The organism is Paenibacillus sp. FSL R7-0198, assembly GCF_038000415.1.
In the GTDB taxonomy this organism is placed as follows: domain Bacteria; phylum Bacillota; class Bacilli; order Paenibacillales; family Paenibacillaceae; genus Paenibacillus.
This window is the reverse complement of sequence record NZ_JBBOCB010000001.1, coordinates 4,237,669-4,254,039: the sequence shown is the minus strand read 5'-3', so window position 1 is coordinate 4,254,039 and position 16,371 is coordinate 4,237,669. Positions and strand designations below refer to the sequence as shown.

Here is a 16,371-nt window from a genome sequence, read left to right as displayed (position 1 = left end):
ATCAATGGGTGGGGAAATTCGGCTTTCTTAAATTGCTTGAATTCATCTACTTCCTGTGTAATAGTGAGAGAAAGCTTACGTGAAGTTGCTGCAAAGGAGGAACAAGTGTGTTTCAACGTTGGATTGAAGATCTAACATCGCGCCCAGGTGCTGTGGCTGTGCTGCTTGGCGTCATGGCTTTGCTTCTGGGGATATACATATGGTCTGCCACTGAAGTTCGCCGCAGCCACGAAAGGCGAATGCGAAGGATACGAGATACATTATACATAAGTACAGCCCTCTTGGGACAACTTACCATCCAGGAAAATCGGAATTATGAACGATCGGAACACGAACATAATGATCTGATAACAGCAATGTTAGCCTGCAAAGCTGCATCTTACCTATCCCCTCAGCTACAGGACCAGATCCGTGACTGTATTAAGGATCATGATCCTGCCCGACTTGGACTGATGCACAGAGCACTGGAACGGGAATGCACCGTATTATCGGATGAACTCAACCGGGATACTCATGCAGATCATTGGGGCACAGCGGTCTGGACCATCCTTCGGCCTGTAGCCGAACCAGCCGCACTGGCGGCTACAGGGTTTCTGGTTACAGATCTGGTATTTCGTCAGCGGATGTTGGACGTGCCTGTCGACTCATGGGACAGCGTCTTGCCATGGCTTCGGGCAATTACCCTGATGATCACCATAGTATATGGTTACCTGCTCTGGGCCAGCCCACGACGGGATAGGTCACGTACAGTAACCAAAATGCTCTCCTTGCTGATCGCGCTATGCTCCTTGCTCCATCTGATTGGACCTGTTGCTTCACCCTATGCCCTTGGATTACAGCTGATTATATTCACTTCGGGTTTCGGGTTGACTGGGACACGCTCTCGAAGTGATCGCCCCTACGCAGGACATACGGATCTGGAACCAACGAAGCAAGTCTCTACGGAACTGGAAGGGAATGCACGTCGTACATCTGGTACCAACACCGACGAATAACCTACGATTCAGCTGCTTCCGTATGATTAAACTTAGATACCCACCTCGATGATACGAGACTTGGCCCTCCTTCGGCTGGATTTTTACAGATCAGGTCGTGTCTCCTTACTCGGCATTATACGATGATGAATGTCAGTGTCCCAAAATTATCGAGCTCTCGTCTGGCTGATCCTATTGAGTAGCCAGACGATTTTCTAAGGAACTCAGGACGTCTTATATTACCTCTACAGCCTCTTTCAAAATTGTAAAAAACCTCAGACACGTTATTTCCCAAAATCGCTCGATAAAAACGCTCTAAAACGCCGTACATTTCGATATAACGTGTATCAGATTCGTTAGATTTCTGCGGGTGCTTCAAATCCTTGAATACGACGCCTCAGATTCGTTAGCGCTCAATCCCTGCTCATGCTCTGTTCCAAGCGCGACTGAGAGGAAAACCTCGTGTCCCTCTCGTACGAAGCAAAAATTCTCATTGGTAGAGGAAAATAGGAAAGCCGCGGGGCATCCTGATCCCCTGCTTAAACATCCAATGTGCAGTACGCTTACTTACTCCGGACCTGTTCAGGGCGCCTCGGCTTTAAGTAAGTTTGAAGACACGCTCCAAATTCTGCAAGTCTGTACGCAAAAAGGGCTGAAACTACATTGTAGCTTCAGCCCTTTTCTATATTACTAATTTTGTCTTGCGAAGAATGATCGGAAAGTTATTCTGTCATCGAAGTCGCATGTGTGACATTCTTTAGTTCACTTTGTATCATGGATAATTACTTCACTTATTTGGCTACAACATGTGCAATGATACGACCTTTTTCGTACGTGACCGTAACGTCATAACCATCTGCCGTTACACTGTCGAATTCACCTGTAATTCCATTAGCCGTGATTAACGTAATATCTTTGGAACCTTCGACCTTATAGTTGGACAAGTCCAGTTTGAGACTTCCTCCATCAATATAGAGTTTTCTGCCGACATTCAGCTGACTGTTGTTGTCAGCCACTACTAATTCCAACGTACCGTTATCCATGGTAAAGTTTCTATTTAAGTTGAGTGCTCCGTCGACATCAACGACAACTGTTCCATTTTCTACATACAGATCACCTGTACCAAAAGCAGCTGCAGATTCAGCTACCAGCGTTCCTGCTTGCAACAATGTTCCGCCAGTGTAGCTATTTTCCCCTGTCAATGTAAGGCTTCCTGTTCCCTTTTTCGTAAGCATTCCACTACCGGTGATATCATTTCTCCACCAGTCTTGTGCATTGAAGCGCCCTTTGGAAGCGTCCATATCCACAGTTACATTGTTCAAGAATGCACCGTACCCATCCGCTGCCGTGACCAGATCAATTCTACCCCAGCCCTTGGATTCATCCAGTACAGGATATCCAGAGTCAATGGATGTTGTATACAATACTTGTCTGCGTTGCTCATCTGTTAAATACGGTTGACGTGTTTCTAACAGGGCTTCTGCTCCTTGCGGTACAACGGGAGCCAAACCTTTGGTTCCGGTTTGTGGTAAACCGTAAGTCATCTTTTCTCTATAGAAGGCTTTATTGGCATCATGATCTTCCCATTTGTGTTCATCGTAAGCACTCTTGAACGTGTAATCCTCTGTTACGGTGTGTGCATATTCATACAGACTCATATTTTTTTCCTTGGCTGCAGCTCCAAATACTTCTCCTGCATTCTCATAGCCTTTCTCTAACACATCTTTGTTCTCAGGCTGATTAAGTGCATAGGCAGCCATGGCTGTCGATTGTATTCTTCCTCCTATAATATCAAGCGGTGAGTGCATCCCCGTTACGACTCGATTCTCACCCAACTGAGCTGCTCTCGTTAACAATTCAGAGAATCGTTCTGGCGTAGCGTATGCCAAAGGAAATACGGATAAGTAAGCTGCACTGGTATGTCCGCTCGGAAATGCGCCATCTTTTCCTCTTCCATCTTCAGCGATTCGTTTGACATAAGTTAACGCAGGAATAAGTTTAACGTTAGTTTCGTATTGCTGGTAATGTTTTTCTCCTGTTGATTTGGTGCCGCCTGAAGCCAAAGGTACTTCTTTTTTCTCACCTTCGCCCAAGGTTTCCCATACAGGCAGTCCCTTGCTGTCAACAACTTCTTTCACTTCTCCATTGGAATTCATTCTCCACGGTCTAGGGGAAGAGTAGAAATATTTAGAAGGATTAGATGAGGCAGGAATTTTGAATCGAACCAGATCAACTAAATTGACCAAGTCTGAAAGTTCCGTCTTTGCTTCCCAATCTCCAATGCCTTGGCTTTCATCTTCCACTGTTTCTTCGGTCAATACCACATTCATTTCGTCCACCGTTCGTTCAACGTTTGTCTTTGGCTTGATGATATCTACATACGTGTTAGCCAACGGACCAAAACCCTCCATCACGCTATAGATCTTATCTCTTTGGTCATCATAATAGGCTGCCAATGTCTCTTCAGCCGTGCGATTTTGCGTGACCTTTTCTACATATTTGATATTGGCTTCCCAAGTCGCTTTGTTTCGGATCTCTTCATTTGCATATGTTTTCTGATCAGCGACAGCTACGGTTGGATCGTTTTTAAAGCCATCATAATATGGGGACGGTCCATCTCCATACTTTGCATTTTTGCCGTCAGCTCCAATTTTGGTTGCCGCTGTCCCATCTCTCCAATCCGCTTGGTTCATGGACCATACTTGATCAAAACCGTCCAAAATATCAATAAACGGATTGGTTTCCGCAATATTTTTCAAGGTGTCGTCTCCGGCATTGGCTCCGTGCTTCACGGCGGATAACCGAGCTTCATCTGCTGGGGGATTAACATTCAGTACGGTTGCCGTTCCTTTTGGCTTAGCTGGTTTGGCAGCTGTAGTAGCATCTGTTTCCACCGCCTTAACGAGCGCAGACACTGCTTCGGCACGAGTAATGGAATTAAGCGGTTTGAAGCTTCCATCTGCATAACCGGAGATAATTTTCGCTGCTGCCGCTCCACCTACAGCTCCCTTGCTCCACGCCGCAATAGACGATGAATCGCTAAATACATTCGCTGCTGTTTCATTTAACTCCAGATTCAAAATGCCAGCGATCACTTTAGCTGCTTCTTGACGGGTGATCGGATCTTGTGGCTTCATTGTGCCATCGGTGTATCCATCTATATATCCATTCGCATTTGCAATAGAAATTGCTTCGTAATACCATGCACTCTCAGACACATCGTTAAAGGTAATTTTAGCTTGTCCGGAATATCCGAAAGCACCGTTTACCAAATTCATAAATTCTGCTCTGGTAATATACGTATTCGGTTTGAATGAACGATCCAGGTAACCTCGAATTAATCCTTCATCACCCCATGCTTGAATATTTGCTTCCGCCCAGTGTCCCTTAATATCAGAGAACTGAATCTTCTGATCGGCTGCAAAACTCTTCTCTGCAAATGTCGGACCAACCATAGACAACATTAGAAGTAATGCCAGTGACTTTTTAAGTGGTTTTCTCATGGCTTGCAAATACACGCTCCCGTTATGATAAATTATTTTTTGCTTCTGCATCTGCAAATGAGTAAGAAAGACTCTATACAGATGTCTGATCTGCCGTTACTGTAGCATTAGGGAGCGTTTCGCATCTATAGAACAAATTCCGTTTTATATCAAAATCGTACGTTCCGGAGCTTATATGCCAAGAAAAATGGAGTTAGATACTACATTTATCAATTAAAATACCTACTTTTGTAAACGCTTTATTAACTGAAAGTAAATTATTCAGTGGGAGTTTGTTAAATTTCGATCAACATGATTTCTAGTCCTCGGCCTGCTATATAATGATGAAGTTGTTTAGAAAAGAGAAATGAAGGGGGAAAAAGAATGCTTAAGCCATTTCAATCTGTGAGATCCAAAATGGTTCTTTCCTACCTTGCTGTCGTTCTTGTCATTGCGCTTCTTTTCGGCTCCATTCTATACCTCTTCTTCTCCCATCAATACAGCAAAGAGATTCGAATCAATAATCAACTTTCGCTGAAAAGCACTGTCAATACCATTGAGAGCTCCGTTATCCAGAAGGTGAATCAGGTTTATCTGTCCCTGGCACTCGGTAACGCTGCAAATATCGATCTAGATAGCTTAAAAGGAAACCATAGCAAAATCCTGGACATCGAACAGTCCCTCAAAAATATGGTGCAAAATTATTCCGATCTCATTGAAGCTATTCATGTGTACGATACGAAGAACCACTTCATTGTCTCATCTGTATATGGGCTATTGCTCTATGAGGACACGCCTTCGAGTGTGGATCATACGACGGATTGGATTGCTGCGATGAAAGAGACTCCTGAAAGCTCCTTATGGATGAAGACTCGCATGGTTCCTCAGGATGCTTATATCGAATCACGGGAACAGGACAACATGAGTCCTCTGATTTCCTATGTCCACAGTTACCCGTTTCAATCGTCTGGACAGGACAGTACGGCCATGATTGCGATTGATATCAAAGAGTCAGCGATCAGTCAGATCATTAAAAACTTGCTCCCTGCTGACTATATGAATACATTCATCATCGATCAGGATGGAACCGTCATCTCTGCCGCAGACAAAACATTGCTCGGTAACTCCACGGAGGAACATCTAACGCAGTCGCTGCTTTCTTTTCATTCATCAGAAGAGAACTTCACGCCTGTATTTAACCATGACTCGCAAGTTGTTACCCAAGATCAATTTAAAGGAAATGCATGGCGGATTTACACGACCACACCTAATGACAGCTTCTATTATAAGATGGATAGCTTGAAAGAAGTTTCGATTCTTCTTGGCTTGCTGGCTGTTGCAGTTGGGATAGCGATGTCGTCCATTTTTACCACGGCCAACTATAGTCCTCTTAAGCGAATCCTGAATAACATCAAGAGCCGGATGGATAGCCCAACCAGCTTAAAACAGGACGAATACCGGTTCATCGATACAACGTTTAACAGTCTATCCAATAAAGTTGATAGTCTTGAAGAAACCTTACAGGCCAATCACAAGATGATTAAGCATAGTATCATGCTTAATATGTTAAATAATCGATTTACACCGGAGGAACTTACGGAACAGCTCCAGTCTGTTCACATTTCAATGGCCTACTCTCGCTTCCGTTGCATCGTCATTGACCCCGTTAATGAGAAGTGGAAGGATCTGAAGCCACGACAGTTGCAGCATACGTTGTACACGATGATTCAGCAACTTGAGATCGCAGAAATGGATGGAACTCAACTGCTGGCAGAGGAATTGCAGGATCACAAAATAGCCGTAATTATCTGTACCAACCAACCCGAAGAACCTCTCTCTGATCACATTGTAGACTTTATTCACGCTGAGGCGAGCAGCAGATTTGGTCTGGAATTTGTACTATCGTTAGGCGGATGGGTAGAACACTTCACAGAGATTCACACAAGCTATCATCAGGCGAATACCCTGATTCGATACAGCTACTTCTTCCCCGAGCAGTCTGCCATTCAGGATCTTGATCTTCTGAACAGGGAAACCAGCAGCTTGGAAATTTCGGACTCATACCTCGTAAATTTTGAGAAGAAATTGCAGACTCGGGATGTGCAAGGTACGGTTCAGGCCATTCAGGAATTGGTCGCGACATTAAAGAAAGGCCCCTATTCCGCCGAATACAGTCGGATCATCTTATTAAAAACGGTATCTATTTACGCTGAGTGTATTAATCAGGTTCGTTGGCAGCCCGCCGAGGCGAATTCATTGAATTTGTACAAGCAATTTTCATTGTTCTACAATATCAACCGCTATTCGGAATGGATCATTCATCTCGTCACCGAATTTGTGATGCATATGGAGAAGCGAAGTGAGGTACGAAGCGTGGATACCATTTCAGCTGTCAAAGCCTATGTTCGTGAGCACTTATCGGGCGATCTCACGCTGGATCATGTCTCAGAGCAAGTATTCATCAGCCCTAAATATCTCAGTAAACTTTTCAAGGAAGAAACCGGGATTGTTTATTCCGAATATGTTACGAATCAGAGAATGGAACGCGCACGCGAGCTCATGACACAGCGTGAAATTACAGTTGAGCAGGTCGCAAGTACGGTCGGTTACCGTACCCCTGCTTATTTCATTAAGAAGTTCAAAGAAATTCACGGCTGTACACCAAAAAACTTCATGCGCAGTCTAATGGAACAGGGATCTATATAGGGTCAATTAGGAATATTTACACGGACACTCCGATGACAGAATAACCTTCCGATCGCTGTTATTCCCAGATTTATTTGATCCCTTTTCTAAAAGGGGAAATCCGGGAATAAAGGCGAACGCTTCGCTTCTTCAGGTTCTTTCTGTCCTCTCCGTTATTGTGTAAATGTTAAATTGAACCTATATAGAATTTAAAATTAGTAAAGGAGCTGCTATGAACCTTTCAAGAAAGCTATGTCTATTGATTGCTACATCTATTCTTATAGGATTGATGAGCGGTTGTACCTTTCTAAACAGGGAGGAATCACAAGTGCAACAGCAGGACCATCTAGCAAGCGCTGAGAAAGATACAGCACCACAGTATACGATATCCTGGACCATGCATCAGAATATCCCTGTTCCTGAGGACGCTGAGATGATTGCATATATTGAGGATCGATTTGATGTCGATCTGGAGGTGTGGAACCTTGAAAACAAGCGGTACGAGGAACTGCTGGATTTGGAGCTTGCTCAAGGTAAAATACCGGATCTGTTTCGGATCAGACAACCGCATGATCTGCTGAAGTATCAAATGCAGGGGGTTTTAGCGGAAATCCCCCCGGATGTACTTGAACAATATGCGCCAAATATCGTACAGCGAATTCGCGATTATGACTCACGTTATCTGGAGTATGGAAAAATAAACGGCAGCTTATATGGAATACCGGCCATCAATGAGACCAACATCTATCGAACTCCTGTCGTATATCGAGAGGACTGGCTTAAGCGGCTTGGTCTGGACGTACCGAAGACATTAGAGGAATTTGAGACGGTTATGTATGCTTTTGCCAAAGATGATCCGGACGGGAATGGTAAACAGGATACGTATGGCCTGTCCAGAGAGGGCTTAAATGTCGTGTTTGGCGCCTTTGGACAGACCGTTTTCACCGAGCAGCTGTATTTTAATGAAAAAAACAACCAACTCGTGATCGGCGCTTTGGAGCCGGAGATGAAAAAAGCCCTGACTTATATGCAAAAGTGGTATCAGGACGGGATTATCGACCCCGAGTTTATAACCGGCGAAAATAAGGGTGGTTATAAACATCTATCCCATGCTTTTATTAATGGAAAAATTGGGATGACCTCGATGGGCAACTACTATCATTGGAATCAAGAGGGGGATTACAGTGTCCTGAATGAAAATGGCGAGGAAACTCCGGTGGGAGCCTCGTTTAATGTGAATGAGCTACTAAAGAAGAACGCAACTGCAGAGGTTGTATTTGGTTCTCCTGTTATTGGTCCTGATGGACATAGCGGTTCAAAAGGGAACAATCTGCTGATGAATTTTATTGCTATAGGTGCTGAGGCTACGAAGGAGCCGGGGAAACTGGAGAAAATTTTGGAGATCCTCGATTATGTAAGTGCCAACCCCGATCCGGAGGAGCAGATCAAAATGGAGTATGGCCTTCCAGGAAAACACTGGAATTGGAGCGCTGAAGATCCAAACTCGTTCCATTTACTTTACCCATACAACAGAATGGAGAATTATATTAATATGATCGGCTCAAGTATCGGCATGACGGTTCCAGGTACACCCTCGGATAAACGTGAACAGTGGGCTGCATCTGCAGGGTTGACGGAGAATGGTATCTATAATCGCCTGGAGGTTGCAACCCCTGCCCTGATTCAATATTCATCTGAATTGATTCGCATGAGAGACAGAGCGTACATCTCCATCATCACCGGCGATCAGCCTGTGGGGTATTTCGATACCTTTGTGGAAGAATTCATGGATGCAGGTGGGCAACAGGTGCTGCTTGAAGCGAATCATTGGTATAAGGAGCATAAGGAAACAAGTCGTGCGCAATAGGTAGGACAGTGTGAAACATACATTTCCCATGAGTTTCTGGATTATACATGTGTATTCCTATACACCCATCCTTCCCTGATACAACGGCACTCTCTATCCCTTTGCACTCGCATTTGATCCGCGTAGTGAACGGGCTGAACTGCTTCGTGCCGTGCTTCCGGATTTGGAGGCGCTGCCTGAGGGCGTATTTTCAAAACGCTTGCGTTCGGTCCGCTCCATCTGCACAATCTGACCTTCGTGCACCACGATATGCAAAGAACCAAACTCCATGTCATTCAGCTGTCCGGCAATTCGGTCCAACCATACCTCATCCACTTTTAACGGCTTAGCCATAGAGCCGCCTCCTCTTCTCGGGCTATTGCCCGCCATATTCCTAAGTACGCTGTCATCCAACGGATTTATAAATCATTCTTATCCAACCTATATACTTGGTTTATACATTATCAGGGCTTCCAGTAGCTGTCAATCTGTATTTTCTTCTTCTCATCATCACTTTTCTGAAACGGCTTTGTGTCCAAGCCAGCTCTTGAGCAGCAACGTGGCAAGAGCCAGAATCAGGAGCAGCGAAGCTACGGCAAATGAAGCTGAGAATTGATATTCGTTATACAAAATCTCCACATGCAGCGGCAGTGTATTGGTCTCTCCGCGGATATGTCCGGAGACCACAGATACCGCTCCGAACTCACCCATAGCACGGGCATTACACAGAATAATGCCGTACAACAGCCCCCATTTGATGTTGGGCAAGGTTACACTCCAGAAGATTCGCCACCCGGAAGCACCCAGTGTAACCGCCGCTTCCTCTTCCCGGATTCCCTGGTCCTCCATGAGTGGAATCAACTCCCTCGCTACGAACGGGAAGGTAATAAACAGCGTTGCAATTACGATGCCTGGGAGCGCAAAAATGATCTTGATATCATGCTCGGACAACCACGGCCCAAACCACCCATTCGAACCAAAAACCAATACAAAAATCAACCCGCCCACCACAGGCGAGATGGAAAAGGGAAGATCAATCAGCGTGATCATGAGTCCCTTGCCCTTGAACTGGAATTTGGTAATGACCCATGCAGCGGCCACACCAAATATCGTATTCAGCGGCACTGTAATCGCCGCAACCAATAACGTGAGTTTCAGTGCAGACATGGCATCCGGCTCGGTAAGAGCCGCGATGTATACACCCCAGCCCTGCTTCAACGCCTCCATGAGCACAATGGCCAGTGGCAATATAAGCAGCCATATAAGTACCAAGCTCGCCAGTCCAATCAATAACCATTTGACCCATGGAGCTTCCGTTGTTGCACGGTTCGTTCCGCGGCCAGCTCGTACGGGTGGAACAGGGCTCAGTGGGACAGAACCCGCCATATGCTGCACCTCCTTTGGTTTGGGTGAGTGACGTCTTTTAATATCCTTATTGCATCATGTTTCATTCTCATGCCCTGCCCGCCTTCCGGCTCCAACGTTGCAAGGAATTAATAATCAGCAGCAGGATGAAAGAAACCAGTAGCAACAGCAGAGCTACCGCTGTAGCGCCTGCATAATCGAACTGCTCCAGCTTGGCCATGATCAGCAAGGGGGCAATCTCCGTTTTCATCGGCATATTACCTGAGATAAATACAACGGAGCCATATTCACCAATGCCCCGGGCAAAAGCCAGAGCAAACCCGGTCAGCAGTGGCGGAATCAGATCCGGCAGCAGAATGGTACGGAATATCCGCCATCTTCCTGCTCCCAGTGTGGCAGCCGCCTCTTCCACCTCTGCCTCCAGCTCCTCCAACACCGGTTGCACCGTACGAACCACGAACGGAATGCCGATAAACATCAGCGCCAGCGTAATCCCGGCCTGTGAATAGGCCAGCTTAATGCCCAAAGGTTCTACAAACTGCCCAATCCAGCCATTGCCGGCATAAATCGCCGTAAGGGCAACCCCTGCTACCGCTGTTGGCAAGGCAAAAGGCAGATCAATGACCGCATCAAACAGCCTTTTGCCAGGAAACTCATACCGAACAAGCACCCATGCCAGGAGTAACCCCAGCACGAGATCAATCAGGGCCGCTGCACCTGCGGTCAGAAAGCTGACTTGGAAGGAAGCCAGCACCCTGGGATTGGTCGCAACCTCAATCATGGTTGCCCACGTCAGCCCTGTTGAGTTAAACAACAGGGCAGCCAATGGAATAAGTACAACCAGGCTCAGGTAGAACACACTGTAACCCATCGTTAATCCGAATCCCGGCAATGTGCGTCTCCGCGCCACCATCACCTTGCTCATGCACGTTCATCCTCTCTGCCTTCAGCCGGTAGGGCTGGTTGGCCGCTCACAGCGCGATTGATCGGGTGTTCATTGAACAGAGCAACCTTAGCTGCCTGGAACATAGATCTGGTCGAAGATACCACCGTCATTAAAATGTTTGGCCTGAGTATCCCGCCATGTACCGAAGACATCTTTCAACGTGAACAGTTCAAGCGCCGGGAACTGATCCTTGAATTTTTCCTCCACGCTGTCCAGCGTTGGGCGGTAATAATTTTCAGCGGCAATCGTCTGTCCTTCTTCACTGTACAAATATTTCAGATAGGCATCCGCCACGTCGCGGCTTCCTTTTTTATCTGCATTTTTGTCCACAATCGCAACCGGTGGTTCAGCCAAGATACTAACCGAAGGCACGACAATATCAAATTTGTCCGGACCCAACTCTTTTACCGATAGGAAAGCTTCATTTTCCCAGGCAAGCAGCACATCACCAATACCACGTTCAACAAACGTTGTCGTAGATCCGCGAGCACCCGAATCCAGTACAGGCGCATGTTTGAATAATTCCCCAACAAATTCCTTCGCCTTCTCTTCATCATTGTTATTATGCTTAAGGGCATATCCCCATGCCGCCAGATAGTTCCAGCGCGCTCCGCCGGACGTTTTGGGATTCGGGGTGATGACTTGCGTATCCCCTTTGATCAGATCATCCCAGTCCTTGATGCCTTTTGGATTACCCTTACGTACAAGGAATACAATCGTAGAGGTATACGGAGAGCTGTTATGCTCGTATTTGTCCTGCCAACCCTCGTTAATCAGACCTTTATCTTCAATCGCATCAATATCGTATCCCAATGCCAGCGTCACCACGTCTGCATCCAGTCCGTCAATAACAGAACGGCTCTGTTTGCCCGATCCCCCATGGGATTGCTTAATGGTTACTTCCTGGCCCTTCTCTTTCAACCAATGCGCCGCAAACGCTTTGTTATATTGCTCATAGAGTTCCCGCGTTGGATCGTAGGAAACATTCAGCAGTTGGATGGCCTTGGGCCCTTCTGTGCCGCCTTCTGCTCCCCCTGATGTTCCTGCCGCACTGGACCCGCCGCTATCCGATCCGCATGCTGCCAGAACTCCTGTTAATACCAGTGCCAGACCAACCAAAATACCCTTATGAATTCTCTTTTTCATGAATAACACTCCCCCGATATAGATCTGCATGACTACCTCAGGCCGGCTGAACAGGATTGAACGCCCCGTAAAAAACAAGAAGACGGAGGAACCCCCGCGCACTTCTCCCCATAAAGTCATGCCGGCTTAAGGCCGTGCATGCTTCCTCCGGAAAGGATGCGCTGCGGTGTTCCTCCGTCTATACGGTGAGAACGTTATTCTGTTCAGGTTGCATGGTTGCATCTGTCTGTAAAATGACCGTTTTCACAATGAAAACAGACTCATTTTTATTATTCCTACCTGTTTAGTAAGTTATATACGTATAATAAAGGCAGTCTATATACCTGTCAAACGTTTTTTCCGATTTTTACCGGATTTCTGGGCTATTGGCAAAAAAGAGGAACAACGAACCAGCGTCCGTTGTTCCTTTCAGCGAATGAATCCCATGCTTCGCTGGCTATTGTAAACATGAACGGAATTGGACGGCCACACCTTGTCCATTCCTCATCTGCCCGCATATCGGATATTGGGTACCGGTGGTGTGCTCATGCCTTCTCCCAGATAAAAACCGGTGTGCGGCGGTTGATTGTAGGCTACATTTTGCCAAGCGATGCCAAGACGGTACACCGGATCATGCATCAGCGTATAGATGCGTTTGTCCGTAACTGCTGTTGTGGTGTAGATCCGCAGCGCTGAGCTGTCATTGGTCCGCCATACCACTTCCTCTCTCCAGTCTCCGAACAGGTCGGCCTGCAGATTCGGCGTAGACTTGGTTCCGTTGTTCGAAGATACGCCGGAAGCGGTGAGCAGGTTCATCGTTGTGTTATTGGCATAGTTCCACTTATCGATTCGATTGCTGTCCAGCAGTTCACGAAGCAAATCACCATCCCACCAGATTCCAAAATTCGTGGAGGACGGCAGGGTTGTCCCGAGTTTCTGCCCTTTGGCCGTATACAGACTGCCGTCTGCCCATACTTCAGCGCCTTTATATCTTGGATCGATATCTGCCGCCATGCCGCGTCCAATATCCTTTGTTGTTTTGACTCCCCAGATTAACTGACCTGTACCTGCATCACGGAATTCCACTCCGGCATTGGATGGTGTCTCATGGACCTGAAATACCTCAAGTCCAGGGCGGTCCGGGTCGAGGTCACTCAGATGCATGGCATCACCATGATGAAGTCCTGTTGTGTACAATCCTTTGCCGTTATCGTCCACCGCCATGGCACCATAGACGATCTCGTCTTTCCCATCTCCGTCTACGTCCGCCACACTCAGATTGTGATTACCCTGCCCAGCATAACCTGAGTTACCGGACGTATTGGAATCAAATGTCCATTGTTTGGTCAGCTGTCCATTCCGCCAGTTATAAGCCACCAGTACGGTACGGGTGTAGTACCCACGCGCCATGACCAGGCTTGGACGCTCTCCATCCAGATACGCAATGGCGGCAAGGAATCGGTCCACTCTATTGCCGTAGTTATCTCCCCAGTCGGACACATTGCCACGTGCTGGTTCGTAGTTCACTGTGGATAGCGCTTTGCCAGTCTGCCCATTGAAGACCGTCAGGAATTCGGGGCCAGATAATACATAACCGCTGGAATTGCGGTAATCCTTGCTGGCATCACCGATGACCACACCAGTGCCATCCTTGGTGCCATCGGCTGTTTTCATCGCAACCTCGGCTTTGCCGTCACCGTCGAGATCATACACCATGAATTGGGTGTAGTGAGCGCCGGCACGGATATTTTTGCCCAAACTAATTCGCCAGAGGCGTGTACCGTTTAATTTGTAGGCATCGATAAACACTTCCCCGGTATAACCACTCTGGGAGTTATCCTTGGAGTTGGAAGGGTCCCACTTCACGATCAATTCATACTCACCATCACCATCCAGGTCACCTGCACTGGCATCATTGGCACTGTAGGTGTAGGCTACTCCATCGGGCGTTGTCCCACCTGCGGGTACACTGAGCGGTACAGATAGATAGTTATTGCCCCATACGCTTGCTGCCGCTGAAGCAGCCTGCTCCGTTCCACTCACGACAGCGCGAACCGTATATTTGGAACTGCTTGTCCCGCTTGCATCCTGAAGGTTGGTGCTGTTTGTTATGGGCGTAGCGTTCACTTTGGTTCCATCCCGATAAACGTTAAATGATACATTCGAACCTTCCGTTCCCAGAAGCCGCCAGCTGACAAACACACCTGTCCCGGTCTTCACAGCCACCACACCGCGATCCAGATATTCCATCTGCCTAGCACCCGCCGCATGTGTAACCGGCGTGTTACCAAGGCCAAGCGAAGTCACCAGTAGCGCGGAGCTCAGCAGGGACACTCCCGCTGTACGTAATGTGCGCTTCCACAATGATGAACGATTTCCCATAAACAATTGCCTCCCCAATTGTATTGGTAAGCCCGATGCCCTTGTAGCGCCATCTTTTCATGTAAGCGCTTTAATATATTCATTTTAAATTAAACATATAATTCCATCTATAGGTCTAATTTAGTAATTGAATGATTGGTACATAAAAAAGCCGAAGGATTTCTCCTTCGACTTCGTAATTTTTTGAATGAATTCTTAAATTTACACTCCGCCTGCTCCGTGGCCCATTAAGGCATGAATGATTGGACAGATTGTAACTGTAACACTAAAAATGGTTAGCAAGAAAGACGTTTTTTTTCGCATTGAGCCGTTGCACCTCACTTGATAAGGATTTGAACTTCTGTTTTGCTTCTGGATCAGCTTGATCTCTGTACTGCTCAAATAATGTCATACATGTAATAATATTTCGATCACTATTTATTTTAACTGACATTTGCAATCCTTCAAGAATAAGATTCATTGCATCATTACGATTTCTCTTAAGTTGGTACATCCCTAGATCACTTAAAAACCGCGCATAACTTTCATTAATAATACGTTTATTATAATCTCCAAACTCAGTCTTGTAGGTACGTAAAGGCGTATGTTCGGAGAAGCGATCCAAAATGTCATCAATGTTCCAGTCAAACCGATTGGCTGCCTGTATCATGTAACGTAAAGCTAAAAAAATTTCATCAGGATACTTCGAGATGTAGTCCGCGTATTCGTGAACAATCTCCCTTTCTCCAGATAACATTCGGTAGAGATAGGTATTAGCTGTAGCCCATTCCCCAAATTGTTGCTGTATGCGCTCTGATTCTTCATCCTGTTCCTGTAACCAGCCCTGTCCGTATGCATACAACGATACAAACTCCAAAGCTTTTTTATAATCTCCATACTCCTCATAAACTGTGGATCGAATCAACCAAGCATATAAAATATAAGTATAGAGTGGGCGTTCGGTGTGATTCTCATGGTGGTGTTCCCTTCGTTTAGAAAGGTGTTTAGACTCATAGAAAATCTTCGCTAATTTGTACATCTCTTGCGCTAAACCATCTACTTTATCCCATTTATGAACTGCCATAAACACATGAATTAAATGTTTCAGCGCGTCCAGTTGGTATCCCTCATCCAACCGGTCAACATAAGGCTCGAACAAGATAGCTGTCCTTAGATTTTCTTCCAGGTTCTCTCCTTGTCCAATTAAAAACAACCGATACTGACACATCGCGAGCCGTTCAGAATGCTGATATTTCTCAACTTCACTCACACTCTTATATAACAATGCCGCGGCAGACCGCTGATTTTGTTCAAATAATTGTTCAGCCATCTCAAATAATTCTGTCGCATAATCCAGGTCGTCCAGTAGCCGATAAAGAATCTGCTCAATGCAATCCAGCCGATTCAACTCCGCACTTCGGAGAATAAACGGTCTGATTCGCCGCATGGAGACAGAATAAGCAAAACATTCTTCCACATAGTCGGAAAAAAAATGATCCGCTGCCACGCCCATTCCTGATGAGATCGCAATCAACTGACTCACGGATATGGGACGATTCCCATGTAAAATACGACTAATTGTGCCTG

At 46.3% G+C, this 16,371-nt stretch carries 10 protein-coding genes; 3 read left to right on the top strand and 7 right to left on the bottom strand.

Going from position 1 to position 16,371, the window contains the following annotated elements; all coding sequences use genetic code 11:
* Positions 1 to 107 precede the first annotated feature (107 nt).
* Complete coding sequence (locus MKY87_RS18535; protein ID WP_340965663.1) at positions 108 to 995, top strand: hypothetical protein; 888 nt, start codon at positions 108 to 110, stop codon at positions 993 to 995.
* 770 nt (positions 996 to 1,765) lie between these two features.
* Here MKY87_RS18535 and MKY87_RS18530 read toward each other — a convergent pair.
* Positions 1,766 to 4,477, bottom strand: a complete 2,712-nt coding sequence (locus tag MKY87_RS18530; protein WP_340967484.1) for an S-layer homology domain-containing protein — start codon at positions 4,475 to 4,477, stop codon at positions 1,766 to 1,768.
* A 363-nt stretch (positions 4,478 to 4,840) separates the two neighbouring features.
* On the opposite strand from MKY87_RS18530, the gene MKY87_RS18525 reads away from it, so the two are divergent.
* Together MKY87_RS18525 and MKY87_RS18520 are read left to right on the top strand one after the other, a co-directional pair.
* Positions 4,841 to 7,162 carry a helix-turn-helix domain-containing protein gene (locus tag MKY87_RS18525; RefSeq protein WP_340965662.1) on the top strand — a complete coding sequence of 774 codons (2,322 nt, stop codon included), beginning with the start codon at positions 4,841 to 4,843 and terminating at the stop codon, positions 7,160 to 7,162.
* Positions 7,163 to 7,469: 307 nt separating this feature from the next.
* Entirely contained in the window at positions 7,470 to 9,008 is a 1,539-nt protein-coding gene (locus MKY87_RS18520) for an extracellular solute-binding protein (RefSeq protein ID WP_445669424.1), read from the top strand.
* 93 nt (positions 9,009 to 9,101) lie between these two features.
* On the opposite strand, the gene MKY87_RS18515 is transcribed toward MKY87_RS18520, so the two are convergent.
* The 6 genes from MKY87_RS18515 to MKY87_RS18490 all read right to left on the bottom strand — a co-directional run bounded on the left by MKY87_RS18515 (position 9,102) and on the right by MKY87_RS18490 (position 16,327).
* Entirely contained in the window at positions 9,102 to 9,341 is a 240-nt protein-coding gene (locus tag MKY87_RS18515; protein WP_036607453.1) for a YezD family protein, read from the bottom strand.
* Positions 9,342 to 9,497: 156 nt separating this feature from the next.
* Positions 9,498 to 10,373, bottom strand: a complete 876-nt coding sequence (gene cysW / locus MKY87_RS18510) for a sulfate ABC transporter permease subunit CysW (protein WP_340965661.1) — start codon at positions 10,371 to 10,373, stop codon at positions 9,498 to 9,500.
* 67 nt (positions 10,374 to 10,440) lie between these two features.
* Positions 10,441 to 11,277 (bottom strand): sulfate ABC transporter permease subunit CysT, encoded by an 837-nt coding sequence (gene cysT, locus MKY87_RS18505; RefSeq protein ID WP_017690928.1) that lies wholly within the window; start codon positions 11,275 to 11,277, stop codon positions 10,441 to 10,443.
* Between the two features lie 87 nt (positions 11,278 to 11,364).
* Positions 11,365 to 12,444: a sulfate ABC transporter substrate-binding protein gene (locus MKY87_RS18500; protein WP_340967480.1), complete on the bottom strand. Its 1,080-nt coding sequence runs from the start codon at positions 12,442 to 12,444 to the stop codon at positions 11,365 to 11,367.
* A 483-nt stretch (positions 12,445 to 12,927) separates the two neighbouring features.
* A complete protein-coding gene (locus MKY87_RS18495; RefSeq protein WP_340965660.1) occupies positions 12,928 to 14,805 on the bottom strand; it encodes a rhamnogalacturonan lyase in 1,878 nt (625 codons plus the stop codon).
* Between the two features lie 265 nt (positions 14,806 to 15,070).
* On the bottom strand, positions 15,071 to 16,327 hold the full coding sequence (locus MKY87_RS18490) for a transcriptional regulator (RefSeq protein ID WP_339786713.1): 1,257 nt from the start codon (positions 16,325 to 16,327) through the stop codon (positions 15,071 to 15,073).
* Positions 16,328 to 16,371: the final 44 nt, after the last annotated feature.

What these genes read in the sequence shown, in the direction of transcription:
- cysT (WP_017690928.1), bottom strand. Translation starts at nt 11,277, where the DNA reads ATGAGCAAGGTGATGGTGGCGCGGAGACGCACATTGCCGGGATTCGGA.
- MKY87_RS18495 (WP_340965660.1), bottom strand. Translation starts at nt 14,805, where the DNA reads ATGGGAAATCGTTCATCATTGTGGAAGCGCACATTACGTACAGCGGGA.
- cysW (WP_340965661.1), bottom strand. Translation starts at nt 10,373, where the DNA reads ATGGCGGGTTCTGTCCCACTGAGCCCTGTTCCACCCGTACGAGCTGGC.
- MKY87_RS18530 (WP_340967484.1), bottom strand. Translation starts at nt 4,477, where the DNA reads ATGAGAAAACCACTTAAAAAGTCACTGGCATTACTTCTAATGTTGTCT.
- MKY87_RS18500 (WP_340967480.1), bottom strand. Translation starts at nt 12,444, where the DNA reads ATGAAAAAGAGAATTCATAAGGGTATTTTGGTTGGTCTGGCACTGGTA.
- MKY87_RS18525 (WP_340965662.1), top strand. Translation starts at nt 4,841, where the DNA reads ATGCTTAAGCCATTTCAATCTGTGAGATCCAAAATGGTTCTTTCCTAC.
- MKY87_RS18515 (WP_036607453.1), bottom strand. Translation starts at nt 9,341, where the DNA reads ATGGCTAAGCCGTTAAAAGTGGATGAGGTATGGTTGGACCGAATTGCC.